This window comes from Liquorilactobacillus aquaticus DSM 21051, assembly GCF_001436755.1.
Classification (GTDB): Bacteria; Bacillota; Bacilli; order Lactobacillales; family Lactobacillaceae; genus Liquorilactobacillus; species Liquorilactobacillus aquaticus.
This window is the reverse complement of record NZ_AYZD01000015.1, coordinates 1-14,163: the sequence shown is the minus strand read 5'-3', so window position 1 is coordinate 14,163 and position 14,163 is coordinate 1. Positions and strand designations below refer to the sequence as shown.

15 protein-coding genes and 2 pseudogenes are annotated in these 14,163 nt (G+C 30.8%); 6 read left to right on the top strand and 11 right to left on the bottom strand.

The features are described 5' to 3' along the window. Positions 1 to 248: 248 nt before the first annotated feature. On the bottom strand, positions 249 to 1,085 hold the full coding sequence (locus tag FC19_RS03465) for an oxidoreductase (protein WP_057875603.1): 837 nt from the start codon (positions 1,083 to 1,085) through the stop codon (positions 249 to 251). A gap of 42 nt (positions 1,086 to 1,127) precedes the next feature. On the opposite strand from FC19_RS03465, the gene FC19_RS03460 reads away from it, so the two are divergent. Then, on the top strand, positions 1,128 to 1,562 hold the full coding sequence (locus tag FC19_RS03460) for a MerR family transcriptional regulator (RefSeq protein ID WP_235809310.1): 435 nt from the start codon (positions 1,128 to 1,130) through the stop codon (positions 1,560 to 1,562). A gap of 74 nt (positions 1,563 to 1,636) precedes the next feature. Here FC19_RS03460 and FC19_RS11450 read toward each other — a convergent pair whose 3' ends face one another. From FC19_RS11450 to FC19_RS11445, 3 genes are all read right to left on the bottom strand, one after another. Beyond that, positions 1,637 to 1,798: a hypothetical protein gene (locus FC19_RS11450; RefSeq protein WP_157061251.1), complete on the bottom strand. Its 162-nt coding sequence runs from the start codon at positions 1,796 to 1,798 to the stop codon at positions 1,637 to 1,639. A gap of 277 nt (positions 1,799 to 2,075) precedes the next feature. Further along, positions 2,076 to 2,507, bottom strand: coding sequence for a hypothetical protein (locus FC19_RS03455; protein ID WP_057875601.1), 432 nt, complete (start codon positions 2,505 to 2,507; stop codon positions 2,076 to 2,078). Positions 2,508 to 3,175: 668 nt separating this feature from the next. After that, a complete protein-coding gene (locus tag FC19_RS11445; RefSeq protein ID WP_157061250.1) occupies positions 3,176 to 3,334 on the bottom strand; it encodes a hypothetical protein in 159 nt (52 codons plus the stop codon). A 777-nt stretch (positions 3,335 to 4,111) separates the two neighbouring features. On the opposite strand from FC19_RS11445, the gene FC19_RS03450 reads away from it, so the two are divergent. Together FC19_RS03450 and FC19_RS03445 are read left to right on the top strand one after the other, a co-directional pair. After that, positions 4,112 to 4,558 (top strand): MarR family winged helix-turn-helix transcriptional regulator, encoded by a 447-nt coding sequence (locus FC19_RS03450; RefSeq protein ID WP_057875600.1) that lies wholly within the window; start codon positions 4,112 to 4,114, stop codon positions 4,556 to 4,558. A 95-nt stretch (positions 4,559 to 4,653) separates the two neighbouring features. After that, the gene (locus FC19_RS03445; RefSeq protein ID WP_057875599.1) at positions 4,654 to 5,517 is read left to right on the top strand and encodes a DMT family transporter; all 864 of its coding nucleotides are present in this window, start codon (positions 4,654 to 4,656) and stop codon (positions 5,515 to 5,517) included. Between the two features lie 419 nt (positions 5,518 to 5,936). Here the strand turns inward: FC19_RS03445 and FC19_RS03440 are convergent, their stop codons facing one another. Further along, a complete protein-coding gene (locus FC19_RS03440; RefSeq protein ID WP_057875598.1) occupies positions 5,937 to 6,521 on the bottom strand; it encodes a winged helix-turn-helix domain-containing protein in 585 nt (194 codons plus the stop codon). A 118-nt stretch (positions 6,522 to 6,639) separates the two neighbouring features. Here FC19_RS03440 and FC19_RS03435 point away from each other — a divergent pair, with 118 nt between their 5' ends. Further along, the gene (locus FC19_RS03435) at positions 6,640 to 7,905 is read left to right on the top strand and encodes an MFS transporter (protein ID WP_057875597.1); all 1,266 of its coding nucleotides are present in this window, start codon (positions 6,640 to 6,642) and stop codon (positions 7,903 to 7,905) included. Between the two features lie 368 nt (positions 7,906 to 8,273). On the opposite strand, the gene FC19_RS03430 is transcribed toward FC19_RS03435, so the two are convergent. Then, positions 8,274 to 9,212 carry a bifunctional transcriptional activator/DNA repair enzyme AdaA gene (locus FC19_RS03430; RefSeq protein WP_057875596.1) on the bottom strand — a complete coding sequence of 313 codons (939 nt, stop codon included), beginning with the start codon at positions 9,210 to 9,212 and terminating at the stop codon, positions 8,274 to 8,276. Between the two features lie 660 nt (positions 9,213 to 9,872). Here FC19_RS03430 and FC19_RS11660 point away from each other — a divergent pair. After that, positions 9,873 to 10,031 (top strand): hypothetical protein, encoded by a 159-nt coding sequence (locus FC19_RS11660; RefSeq protein WP_157061249.1) that lies wholly within the window; start codon positions 9,873 to 9,875, stop codon positions 10,029 to 10,031. A 61-nt stretch (positions 10,032 to 10,092) separates the two neighbouring features. On the opposite strand, the gene FC19_RS03425 is transcribed toward FC19_RS11660, so the two are convergent. After that, positions 10,093 to 10,584 (bottom strand): MepB family protein, encoded by a 492-nt coding sequence (locus tag FC19_RS03425; protein WP_235809309.1) that lies wholly within the window; start codon positions 10,582 to 10,584, stop codon positions 10,093 to 10,095. Positions 10,585 to 10,823: 239 nt separating this feature from the next. After that, a complete protein-coding gene (locus FC19_RS03420) occupies positions 10,824 to 11,366 on the bottom strand; it encodes a TetR/AcrR family transcriptional regulator (RefSeq protein ID WP_057875595.1) in 543 nt (180 codons plus the stop codon). A gap of 133 nt (positions 11,367 to 11,499) precedes the next feature. On the opposite strand from FC19_RS03420, the gene FC19_RS03415 reads away from it, so the two are divergent. After that, positions 11,500 to 12,012, top strand: coding sequence for an HXXEE domain-containing protein (locus tag FC19_RS03415; RefSeq protein ID WP_057875594.1), 513 nt, complete (start codon positions 11,500 to 11,502; stop codon positions 12,010 to 12,012). 96 nt (positions 12,013 to 12,108) lie between these two features. On the opposite strand, the pseudogene FC19_RS03410 reads toward FC19_RS03415, so the two are convergent. The 3 genes and pseudogenes from FC19_RS03410 to FC19_RS03400 form a co-directional block, all read right to left on the bottom strand. Then, positions 12,109 to 12,695, bottom strand: a pseudogene (locus FC19_RS03410) (type 1 glutamine amidotransferase family protein). Between the two features lie 174 nt (positions 12,696 to 12,869). Then, positions 12,870 to 13,238, bottom strand: coding sequence for a hypothetical protein (locus FC19_RS03405; protein ID WP_057875593.1), 369 nt, complete (start codon positions 13,236 to 13,238; stop codon positions 12,870 to 12,872). Between the two features lie 493 nt (positions 13,239 to 13,731). Continuing rightward, positions 13,732 to 14,163, bottom strand: a pseudogene (locus tag FC19_RS03400) (DDE-type integrase/transposase/recombinase); the annotation flags it as partial.

Genomic DNA, 14,163 nt, shown 5'->3' with positions numbered 1-14,163 from the left:
TAACCTTTTGTTTTGTCAGTTTGATTAGTAGCTGACTTGTTTTGATTTGATCATTAAAAAAATAAATTGGATACAAATCTATTTTTTTAATAAGATTAATTTCTTGATTTAAGATGTAAAAAATTTCCGTATTTCCCCAAGGACCATTTATTTGAAATGCCAAAGTATCATTGGTTCGATCTATACAAAAACAATTCAAGCTATTGACATAGAAACACCGGGACTAAACAATATTGACCATACAAAATTTAATAATCAGTTGACGATGTTATAGAACGATTTTTTTTAAAGCTTTTTTGCATGGTATCAAGTTTTTCTATTGCTCGTTCATACGCATCAGATCCTAACAATAGACGAAATGGTTTGTCTTTTTTTTGATGCATTTCGTAAACTACTTTTGCAAATTTTTTAGGATCTCCGGGTTGGTTTCCAGAAAGGTTCCGTAAATTTTGAATGTTTACTCCGGCAGTACCTTCATATGGAATCTCTACTTGTTTATTTGCAACAGCAGATCTACCAGCAAAATCTGTTTTAAAATCTCCCGGCTCCAATAAGGTTATATCAATTCCTAGTGGTTTTACCTCTAATGCCAAACTTTCTGTAATACCCTCTAATGCAAATTTTGTTGCATGATAATATCCAAAACCCGCAAACGCACGTAGCCCCCCTAAAGATGAAACGTTCATAATATGACCATGATGCTGCTTACGCATTACAGGGAGTATACTATCTAGCACGTTTTTTACACCCCAAAAATTAACATCAAACATTTTTCGTGCTTCTTCATTGTTTGCAAATTCAACAGAAGAAAAGTAGGCATAACCCGCATTATTGACTAGTACATCAACTTTATTCCATTTCTTTAAAACAATTTTTACAGTATTTTGTATTTCTTTGATATTAGTTACATCTAGTGGTAGCACCAATAAATTGTCTTGAACTACATCCTTAGGAATATATTTTATAATATCACTAGGATTTCTTGAAGTTGCTACAACCCTACAGTTTTGTTTAAGCAAATATTGTACTAATTCCTTTCCTAATCCCGTTGAAGCTCCTGTGATAAACCATACATCTTTAAACATTGCAATTTCTCCTTTATTCAATTAGTATTTTGAGTATACAGCATGATAGTAACTATCAGTCAAGGAGTAAAAATGTATACAATTAATGATGTAGCAAATATTTTTTCGGTTTCTCCATACACCCTAAGATTTTATGCTAAAAAAAATCTTTTTCCCAAAATAACTAGAAACAGACACAATGTACGTCTATTTTCCGATAAAGATCTTGAATATGTGGAAATGGTTTTGGCACTTCGCCACACCGGTATGAGTCTTAAATCAATCAAAAATTATATTGATCTTTGTAATTTAGGGGACAATAGCGTAAATGAACGTTTGGATATTATCAAAGCAGAATTGAATAAAGCTGAAGAAAAAGTAAATGACAGTATCAAACAACGTGACGTTTTAAAAGAAAAACTTGAATACTACAGACAAGCGATAAAAGTTGGTGAAAAGAATGTTATTTGGGGAACAAAAAGGAAATTTAAACAGTAAATTAATTGTTATTTGCAGCATAAATTTACTGTTTCCAAATATAACAAATTTATTTGTTGCTTTTAAAGCTGTAGTTAGTTTAGCCCCCCCTTATCAACTAAAACAATATCTTTAGCAGTAACTCGAATTCCAGCATCAACGTAATGTTTATTGGGAATAGCATAACGCCGATTTTTGATTTCACCATTAGGTTCACCATCTTCACCTAAGATTAATGATGGAGACTTTTTATCCAAAAATTTCAATTTTTCTAGTGACTTCTCTTCATCAATTCCACTTTAGTATCTCTTTATTCACTCTATTCCCGCTTTGTATCACTTATCTTCATTTTTTTAATTTATTTTTCAAAGGCACACATGAAAGAAGACTAAATAAGGTAATTATTATGGCGGTTACAGCAAATTTCAATAATTCAGATAAAACTAAATTTGAACTAATAACTTGGGTATACAAATTGTTAAGCGCTTCACCAGATAAATTAGGATTATATGTTAAATATATATAAATAATAAACTAAAGGAAGCAATTATTAATTGATAGAATATAAATCAAATATATATTTGATTTCGCTTCATACCCAGTAGAAATCTTAGGTAAATTTCCTTTAAAAAATCGTTGTAAAATTGTTTTAAATTCCATGTGGTAAACATGAGGGAAATTATAGCAATTACTAAGGCCCCCAAAATATAACTTGTGCTCTCTTATTAGATTTTTGTATTTTTTTGCGCTGGAATCTATGTTTGCCTGTGCAGGCGTTGCCTGATTATTCCCCATATACACTTTTACTTGTCTGAGCTTATCTAAGCTTTTATATCCACTCATGACTTTAAAAGATGAATTTACAATTAAATATATATTCAAAGAAAGCACTATCCACAGAACAAGTGTTAAAAGAGTATATATTTTGCGTGAAAAAAACGTATTTTTTAAAAACTCTTTATACATTCAATACCCCCTCTTTACCAAAAAGCGCCAATATGTTTGCAAACTCAACATAAATACAATCAAAGGTATAAAGAAAGTAGAACGAATTTTCAAATTCTGTATAATATTAAAGTTAATAAGTATTTGCAATATCCCTATTTCAATGATGCTAATTGAACACAAAATAGTCACGTTTACAGTAAAAAAACAGTTTTAATTTTTTTGACCGTACTTCCTACAAAGATTCTTAAATATATTTCGTTTTTACGTTGTTCAAAAAAATGATAAATATATATATTGCCGTTATAAGAAATATTGTAACTAATATTTTAAAATCTACAAATTCACCCTCATATCCATTGGAAGCTTTTTGGGAGATGCTGCTAAACATTATAATAAATGAACTAATCAAAAATACATATAACGTTGAGAGTTCAAATAAAGTTTTTTTTGAAATAAAATTGCGCATTTTTTAATATATGTGATTGTAATGGAACGTAGTAGTTTGTGATCTTCCGCTTATTAAACTATCTGTACATCTTACAGTAGTAGTGGACGCTCTAACAGATTTGCTCAGTCTGTATGGCCTAGAGTAAGTACCCGTTGATGAATATACAACTGTCCTAGAGCCTCTTATATATTTAACCCATGCCCTGTGAACTCCTGTGCGCGCTGGATAAAACAAAACCCTACCTGTAGACATACTGTCCTGCTTCATTGCTTGCTGCTCCCTTAAAGCTGTTCCCATAGTTTAAATTCCGATTGAGATAACTCGCACTCTTTGTTGTAACAGATAAAGTAAACAAAGCCACGACTATACATGCAATTACTATATGTAATTTTTTCATAAAAATTCCTTCTTAGTTGATATGCTTTTTAACGTAACATAAGGCTTTTTTATGTCAATAAACAATTTTCTGTATAATTATAGCTGTAAAAAAATTACGTGTTTTCATGTTTTTCTGAAAATAAATTAATTAATTTGATATATAAAATTTATTTATTTCCCCGATTTAAATTTTTGTTACTGAAATTTGCTTTAAATCAATGCCTGTTGTTACGTTTAGACTTGTCTTAAATTTCGTTTATAGTCGTATGTATGGTCAATTTCGTGCAGTTTTTGGCTGAACATATTTCTGGATATTTTATAATTCAAAACAGCTTTTAATCTATGTGATACTTGCCGAACATCATTATTGCTAACCGCAGATAGACATCCTTGAATTTGGTGTTTAATTAATCCAATCCCCCCTTTTTTGTTGGTTCACCCTCCTCTGCCGTATTTTTAATTCGACAGCTCAGTATTGTTTATTGATCATTTCAAATTTTTTGATAACGTAAGTTACTTTCGGAAGTACCCAGAATCACACCTTAAAAAACTTCAGTGCCTGTGTATGTTGTAATTGATTTGCATATAAATCATGTAATCACTTGTTTTACACTTGGAACTATGTTAGTCAGCTCTAGAGCACTTTTTGTAATAAACAATGTTGAATTTTTTTAAAAACATTTGAATAATCATTAATAATATCGAGTTCTTTTTTATTTAAATGTGTACATACACTTGTTTTAGTATTATAATAAATTAAATCTTAGTACTAAGTATAAATTAAGGAGGTTATCAGATGTCAGATAGGCATACATTTTACAGCACATGTCCATATTTTACGGCAGCTAAATATATGAGGGAAATGGAAAAATTAGCGCAAAAGAATTATGCCCCCACTGGTATGGCTCCGGCTTACTCATATATTATGATGACTTTGCAAGATGAAAATCCGCAAACAATTAATGATTTATCTAGTAAATTGGGGTATGATCACTCTACAATTTCTAGAATGGCAAAAAAGCTGGCTGATAAAGAGTTAATTTTGCAAAGTTTTAGTGGTCGTACGACCTTACTTCAATTGACAAAAGAGGGAGAAAACTTTTTAAAGGTTGCTAATGTATGTTCTAAGAAAATTGAACAGACAACTGCTACAGTTTTTGGAAAGGACGGGAAAAAGCAATTAGTACAGGATTTAATTAAAGCATATAGTGGATTAAAAAAAAATAACACTAATAATAGTTAATTATATTTTTTTGAATTATATGTGTATGTACACATATAATTTGATGATTGTCCATGTAAAGAACATTCAAATTAAAAAGTGAGGTATTTGGAATCATGTTTGAAATCATACTTGGTATTACAACAGGAATTATTTTACCCTTACAAACAGCAATAAGTGTTAAACTTCGTAAAACATTAGGAACACCACTTCGCGCGGCTTTGGCAACCTTTTTTGTTGCTGCAATTTTTTTAGGACTTGTTCTTGTCATGTCTGATCATACTCTATTAATTTCTTCTACTATTATTAGTAAACAACCTTGGTGGATCTGGATTGGTGGTTTCTTAGGGGTAATCTATGTGACTGGAAATATCATTTTATTTCCTCGATTAGGAAGTGTACAAACTGTTATTATGCCAGTTTTTGGTCAAATTATAATGAGCATGTTTATTGATAATTTTGGATGGTATGGATTGGCTCAACACAGTTTTGATTGGATACGTGCCATTTCTTCTTTGTTAATTCTTAGTGGTATTAGTCTTACTGTTCTGGTAGATCGACGGTTAGAAAAAAAGCAAAACAGAAAAATTAGTGAAAAGATTCCTTGGCAGTTATGTGGTGTTTTGCTCGGGATGTGTAATACTACTCAAACTGGAATTAATGGACATTTGGGCTCAGTAATAGGTTCACCTATACAAGCTACCTTTATTTCATTTGTTCTTGGTATACTTACATTACTGATGCTAACTCTTATAAAAGATGGATCTCTAGGTATAAAGAATGGTTTAAAATCTGGACAACCTTGGTGGGTTTGGACCAGTGGATTATTTGGATCAATGTTTATATTAGGTAACACATTCTTATCTCCTAAAATTGGAACAGGACTCACAGTTTCAGTTGTTCTTTTTGGGCAGATTGCTGGTAGTTTACTTATCGAAAAATTTGGTTGGTTAGAAGCACAAAAAAAAAGCTATATCTAAAACTAAGGTTTTGGGATTAGCTATTATGTTTATTGGTGTTATTTTGATTAAGCTTGTATAGAGCAACAATCTTTATAAATAAAATTGATAGAAAACCCGTGCGAGATGACAAGCAGGGACCAATAACAAAATTTCTTCAAAAGAAATATATTGAAGTCAAACTACAAATTTGAACACAATAAATAACAAGAAATTTCAAATGTTAACTACAAGTAAATACTAGATATTGCAATAGGGACTGGATTCAAAAGTTAACTTTTGAATCCAGTCCCTCTATTTATTCCAGATAAAAGTGTTCCATAAGTTAAAATCCCCTGTCTAATTTTGATACTAATATCAAAGAGGAATTCGCGATGTTCGTAATTTCGAGTTAGTAATCAAATTTTATCGACTTATGTCATACGTCCATTTTTATTGTACTACCACTTTTGTACCATGAAGTTAACCTCCTCTTTATCTGCTCCCTGATCTTCTTCTTCCGCCTTAGCAATTAATTTGCAAATATTAGCAAATAATTTTTTTTGTGCATCCTGGGACAGTTCCATTGTGCTAAATACACCACTTGTTTTTATCTTGTCAAAGTAAGAAGGATCTTTCTTATATTCGTTAATTTCTTTCGTGAATGAATCGATAAATAACTGAGTTCTATATAAGAACATTTTTACCAGTTCTTCAGTATGCTCAGCGACCCAGTCAGCCGACATATTTAATTCCTTGAGTTTGTCATCATCAATGATACTTGAAGTAATATTATCATCGTTCAATTTGAAACTCGAATAATAATATTCTTGCAAATTTTTAATGTGTTCACTTCTAACTATTTCAATCAAATCCAAGTCAATCAATTTTTTTATCGGATAATACAATTGACTCGTAGGAATTCCTGTCTTCTTTGAAATTTCTTTGATATTTATGCCACTTTTTACATTCGTAATTTTTATAATTTTAATATTTTTTTCATCTGCTAAAGCTTTTGCTAGCTGAGAAACGATATTTGTAGCCATCTAATCACCTCAAACTAATCATAATGTATTGACAAAATTAAATCAAACATTTATATTTTATTTATCATTAAAATATATTTTATCGAAAAATAAAATTTAATTATGAGGTATTTTAAAAATGGAAAAACCAAAAAACATTTTTATCACGGACAAAGAATCAAATATTCAAATCGGCAAAGATATCATTAGCAACTTAATTAGTTCCCTTACAGGTAACATGTTCTCATTTTCTCTGGGATTAATGCTGTTAAATATTACCAATTCGCCACTTAGCTTCGGGTTAGAAATGATTATTATGCCTTTGGTCAATCTATTGTTTGTTGTTCCTATTGGCAATATTGTTGATTCAGTAGCACATAAAAAAATAATTATTTCATCACTGCTGTTCCGACTATTAGCGCTTTTTATTTTGTCAGCAACAATTGGTTTCTTCAAAGATGATTACCTATTCATCCCTATTACCATTTTTGTCACTATCAACACTATCTGTAGTAATTTCAATTCAACTGCCTATTCTGCATCAATCCATGAAGTTGTCAATCAAAGTCATATTCAGAAACTTAGTTCATTCACACAAGCTGCGAATTCCTTATCCGCAATCATTGCACCTCCACTTGGAATGACTCTTTATAGTCTCCTGGGTTTTAAATGGATGATCTTTCTTGAAATTTTTGCTTCATTAATTTCTTTTGCAATTGTATTGAGTATGCATTTCCATTATCCACCGAGAAAAACACAGTTCAATTCTATCCCAAAAGAAAATACAAGATTAACATCTCAGATAAAAAAATTCTCAAGCGGACTCAAATACATCCACAAGCAAAAACTAATTATGGAAATAATCACAATTGGTGTCTTCGTAAATTTTATATTTACTTCACTAACAATCGGAATGCCCTATATAATATTAAGTAATCTCCACTTGGGAAATGGTCCGATTAGTCTCCTTGAAAGTGGAAGTTCACTTGGAATGCTGTTTGGTAGCTTAATAATTGGAATAATTCCAGATAAATTATCAATGAAAACAAAACTCGTTTATTCTTTGATCCCAACTATTTTGTCATTTATTTGTTTAGGTCTCATTCTTGCATACGTAAAAGGATACCTAGCCATAACTATATTAGGAACATTATTAATGGTCATTCTTGGATTCTCAGTTATCAGATTGAATGTGACCACACAAGTATTTTTACAAAAAAGTGTTCCTATAGACTTGTTAGGACGAGTTATGTCTTCAATTACAACAATAAATACGTCTGTTATGCCAATAGGGACATTGATTTTTACATTCATGTTCGCTCATATTCATGAAGGTGCCTGGATATTAATCCTAAACGGCATCATAATGCTTGCCTATAGTCTTTGGAGGATGACAAAAATATAAAAGCATGATCAACGTTGTAGTATGTCTGTGCATATTTAAGATGCTACAATATTTCCCAACGCTTGAATCATTGCCCTGCTTTGTGAATTGGATACACCTTCATTCAGCATCAAGATCATATTGGCATGTTCGTTTTTATCATTATAAGAAAAATTATTGAAAAATTTAACTTTGGATGAACAAAAAGAATTACTTCGATTGTTAGACAAATGTAGCAATAATGTATAGGATTATTATCCGCAAAATACAATTTTCAGCAAAATTTTTTTGTTTAGCAATTAATTTCATTGAGACAATATAGTGACAACCCAAACAAATTTAAATAATCAAGAGCCATGACAGTATCAAGTCATGGCTCTTAGTTGAACTTATGAAGATTCAAGATTCAATAAATACTTTTTCCGTTCCTTTCCTCCCCCGTAACCTCCAATCTCTCCATTACTATTTATAACCCTATGACAAGGAATAATAATAGCAATTTTGTTAGCTCCATTTGCGTTTCCCACTGCTTGTGATTTCTTTACATTTCCGAGAAGTGCAGCGATTTTTTTGTAAGTTAGTACATCACCGCTTTGGCTTTCGAGCAATATGTTCCAAACATTTTTTTGAAATTGAGAACCATCTAAAAACACTGGAACAGTGAATTTATCGAGTTTTTTTTCAAAATAAAGATGAATTTCCTTCGATGTTAGCTCATAGATCTTTGTAGAGCCATAGATTAACCTTGCGCTATGTCTTTTTCTAAAATTTGAAATTTCCGTCTCAAGACCTCTTCTATTTTCAAATTCTAAGAGATATAAATAATTGTCATCCGAGATTGATATCATTCTACCAATTGGAGTTTCAATAAAGTTGGTATTCAATACTTTCATATTTTTTATTTTGGAGGGGCTTCCCATTATTCTCGTGAACGCATCGTTGAAACCACTAGCTGATTCGAATCCAGATGCGATTTGTTGGTCAATGACTTTACTGCCATTTTGTATTTCCTTGAATGCAATACCAATTCGTCGTGATCTTGCATATTGAACAAATGTCATGCCATAAACTTTTTTGAATTTACGTCGAGCGCTTGCGGAATGTATTCCTAGTAATTTAAAATCGTAGTCTTTCCATTCCTTTTCAGGGTTTTGTTCAACTGCATCCACTAATACTTTTACCTCGGGTGGTAGTTCTTGTGGAAATGACAGTGGATGGCAAAATACCCCTGTTGTTTTAATTCCAGCAAAAAAAATACCATCAAATTCCGTATTCTTTTTTACCAGGGCATCATAATAAATCTCTTTTTGTTGCTCAGATTCAATCACTGTATTATCTCCTTTCGATGCTTTTTTTGTTCGATTGTTTCTTCAAAATATTTTTTGTGTTAATTCATTTTGTAAAGTATTGCTTCGTAACATCTAATAGTGTTAAGAATCTAATGAAAATACGCTGTTTCTTGTTGGCCTCTTCCTTGTTATTTTATTGGTGTACTTAAAGTATAAACAAACACTTTAAATAATACTTACGAAAAATGAACAACTATATTTTAACAATTTAGCTTCTTATTAAGTCTGATAATAATTTACCATAATCTTATAAAACTGATTTTCAGTTGATAATACGGTTAGATATTTTGATCAAGCACCATATTAAAATTTGCTTTCTAGATAATTTTAATATTGAAATACAAAAAAAGCACTCCTATTTGAGGGCGATTAATATTATATTTATTTAATTAAAGATTTTAGTGATACGTGTTGTAATCAAATTAGTATTCTATAGAAAGAGCCGAATCAAAAGCTAATACAGCGCCATCAATGATTGTTCTCCTCTTTGTTCACGTAAACCTAAGTTGATGTAAATTCAAATATATCAATAGTTCCAGAAAAGTTGGTCAAAATAAAAGTTTCTTCTAAAAGAAAAATTTCTATTGTAGAATAAACATTTGTGAATTATGAATTGAAATTATTTTGCAGAATTTTATAATGCGTGTATCAAATACAAATATACTTGAATTTATTATGGCACTTCTAATGTATGAAAAATATTATCTTCTAGGTATTACTGTAATTGGAACATCATTTGCATACTGCCTATTCCCTTATTTCATCAATCAAAATAAATGGGAACGGAATGCAAATTAGAAATGACCAATCCCTATATCCTAAAGGAGCAGAATGTTTGGCAAGACAACACAGTCTATCTTTATATCCCCCCAAAAAATAGATTATTTATTTCTTGTTGATTTTTTGTTGATGACAGATCAACGAAATATTGTAATTGCCATCTTTGTGTTCTTTCAGCTGCTTTATTTAAGTTATTTACCCAACTTGGATAAACAAGCAGTGCCATTTTCCCTTTACTTGTCTCTGTTTTTAAAATATTTTGCTCAATTAAGACCTTTTTCGGGAAAATAAATTGTCCGCTACGCAACCCGTCTAAAACAGTTATAACTAATTTATCTTTTGTATTTTGCTGGTTAAATGGTTCATTATTATTAATATTATTTTTTTGCCAGAAAGTCACAAAATAGCCATGTTTTAGAGGAGTTTTTTTGGCTAGTCGGCTTTTGAAAGATAGGCCTTCTAAATTAAAGTTAAATGCTTCATATTTTTGATTGAAAGTTTCTAATTCAATATTTGATATAGGAAACATTTTTTGAATTAAGGATAAAGATTTATAAAATTGTTGCGACAAAATAAGCCCTCCAGTATCAATCATTTTAAAGTTATTATATTGTTTTAGGTGCTCTCTAATTAGCTCGCAATACATTAATTATTAAAAAAAGTCACGAAACTTGTTATAAAATAAACTCCAAGCCATTCCCAAGATTATTCCCGTTCTATTTTTTTATTATCATGCCACAAAGTCTAATAAATTTCGTGTTAAAAATCAGTAAAGTAGCAGAGTACCCAGTAGAATGCGGTAATAGTCGTTTAATTCATATATTCTGTATATAAATTAAAACTATCAATAACTTTTTGAGCTAGTGCTTCTGGCTCACTAGCATTATTTAAATTTAGATTATATAAGAATACATTCCATATTCCTCCAATGATGAGCAAGTCAATAATGGTCTCATCTTTGCGTAGATTATGCCAGGACAAATTTTGCCAAGGCAACTTGTCTAGTAGTTCTTCTCGTTGAATATCAAACATAAAACTCAGTAGATCATTATTTTGAAGTATTTTAAGATAATTACTCTGAGATTTCCAAAAAGAAAAATAAAATGTTAATAATTCCTGAAATGATTTTATGTCTTTGTTACTTACTTGTTCCAAATACTTAGCAATGATTTCCTGAGTATAAAACTTTATTATGTCTAATTTGCCAGTAAAATTGCGATAAAAGGTCTTTCTGGAGACCCCAGCGTCCGAAGCAATTTCAGAGATCGTAACTACTTCAATTTTTTCCGTAGCCAATTTTTTTAAAAGTACATCCATTATTCTTTTTTTAGATCTTAATGCAGTTTTGTTCATACTGTTTCATCCTTTCAGAAGGGTAACATAACAATCAATATGTGACATTTGGGGAAAATATATTGTGTTTCTATAAATTTTATCTTACTCTATAAAAGGTAACATATGCAACCTTTTTGAAGGAGGAGAGAAAATGACTATATTTTTAAATTTTTGGGTACTACCAGTATTATTTATTTTGCATGATTTTGAAGAAGTGATTTGTGTTCCTTTATGGAAGATACGGCATCGATCAATGCTAGATAAAATGGATAAGCCCTTTTTTGGTCGTGTGATGAATGGACAAGCATTCGCAATTGGGGTGTTGGAGGAAATGTTGATTTTGGTTATCGCTTCAATAATTTGCAGCATAAGTCATAATTACACACTGTACTTAGCGTTTCTAGTTGTGTATACTTTACATTTTGCTATGCACTATAAAATGTGTTTTTCTATAAAAAATTATGTTCCTGGTGTTGTCACAGCGACATTGCAACTTCCATTTATGATATGGTTAATTATTTCATATTGGATATTAAGTGAAACTTCAATTATGAGGTTTTTAATGTATTTTATTCCTGTGTTTTTTATTGTATTTGTTAATCTGTTTATAGTTCACAAAATGATGCCAGTAATTCAGAAAAAGTTACTAGCATACGCAAGATAAACAAAATAACACCGTAACCTAAAAAGTTGCGGTGTTATTTTCTATGTATAAGCTCTAAAAGAAGAATGTAGATGCTATAAAAATACGAATTCGTTTTTAATTTGCTAAGTAAGGATTACTATATGTATCGCAGTATTTATAGAATCCGAGTTCGTGCAAGGCTATTGTTTTGTCAATTTCGGGTTCTGGAAAAAAATCAAGTAGTTTTAAAACGAGTTTGGTAAATTCTAATGAAGCAGTGCCATTGGCTGTCACTAAATTAAGATCTTTAACTGCTTGTGTCTCAACAAAGTCATCGTGGTTAGTATAATTTGAGTAACTTTGCCAAAGATATTGAGCGTTTCCTGTGTGCTTATAGCGAGTCAATAATCTGTTTTGTGCTAAAAAGTCTACAGCTCCACAGATAGCAGCAACTGGTCGTTTACTACGAAGTTGTTTTGTGATTAACTCCCTTAAGTATTCATTTTTGATGGACCAGAAGTTCCCACCGATCAGTACTAATAAATCGATTTTTACTGGAATTTCTGAGATAAGATAGTCTACGATAGTTTTGAAACCACCGATTGAAATCACTTCTGAATTTGTTGAAGCAGTTTTGACTTCTAATTTGAACTCTGGTTAAGCTCGCTGGTAAGATATGCACCCTCCCAATCAGCATATTCATCCAAAATGAAAAAAAGCAGTTTTCAATCTAGCCCCTCCTTTTAGCAGAACATAAATTTTCACTGGAACGTATAATAACATATTAAAATGCCGAACACAAGTTCTGCGTTTTTTGGGAATTACGCCAAATAAAAAGCGCTCCTTTTCGAGCGCAAATTGTTTATATATTTAATCAGTTCCTAATCAGTTCCTAATCAGTTCCTAATCAGTTTTAACCCTGTATTGTTTTTAACTTTTGGAGATAAAGAATAATCTGTACTATCCATATCCATAGAATAAGTTCCAATATAAGGACCACTTTCAATTTTTAAGTTATCATTTGAATCTACACTATAGTTGTTTTTTAGACTTCGATTATTCTTTTTAACAATCATTTTATCTTTAGTAAATGTGACAGAACCCAGAGTACTATTGGATGTTTTAGATTTTAAAGTCCAATTAAATTTTTGCAGCACTTCTTGGGTAGTTAAAGAATGTGGACTGCTTATAATCTTATTTCCAATGTGAATACCTAGCATAATGATGATAGCAATCACTACAATAACACTAATAATTTTTTTCACAGTTAATTTCCCCGATTAATTTATTTTATACAACTAATGCATCTTGTAAACATTAACTTGTTTACACATAGTTATAAGCTTAACTAAATCGTTAGATAAGGTCAATTCAATGGAACTAATTCTCATCGATTTTTCTAAATATTAGAGATCATGTGTGAATATCTTCTTAGCCACTGGGTAATGTTAGAGGTTAGGGTATCTGGATCATTTATTGTTGAGAATTCTGGTTTCATGATACTGCTCTTTTATGTTGCTGTTTTAATTTTAGATGCTTGATATAATGAGATGAAATACAATTTTTAAATAAGGGGTAGATATTTTGAAAAATATGATTAAATTTCATCATATTGGTAAACCTGTTTCATTGAATACAATAAAAGATAATCCTAAGACAAAATATAGTGAATTATATGATATGTATTCTCTAGATATGAATAATAACTTAAGCTTGCCAATAGAATTGCTCCTAAGTCAATATTTGGCACATGTTTTTCTAGACACTTGTTCTGATTCTTTCAGTGTTGAACCAATTAATATAATTTGAGATTCTGAGAATTAAGTCCTCAAAGCTTGAGAAGTGCGTTTGAAAAACGAATTCTCGTTTTAATAATGAATGAAAAGCTTCTATTTGGCTATTATCGTAAGGATATCCTTGCTTAGAATACGAATGGAAGATTTGATGTCGTCTAAGCAAGTTTTCAACATCACAGCTCGTATATTCCATATCTGAATGAAAATATGCTGGCCTTTTATGATGTTCAAGTGCTTGGTTAACTGTATCTACTACTAGTTTGGCATTCATCTGTCGTCCTATCTTATATGCGAGTATCTTATGAACTTTTGGCTAATATACTGAACTAAGATATACCCAAGTTCCAGGTCGTAGCTCAAGATAAGTAATATCAGCTCGCCAAGTACTAGCTTT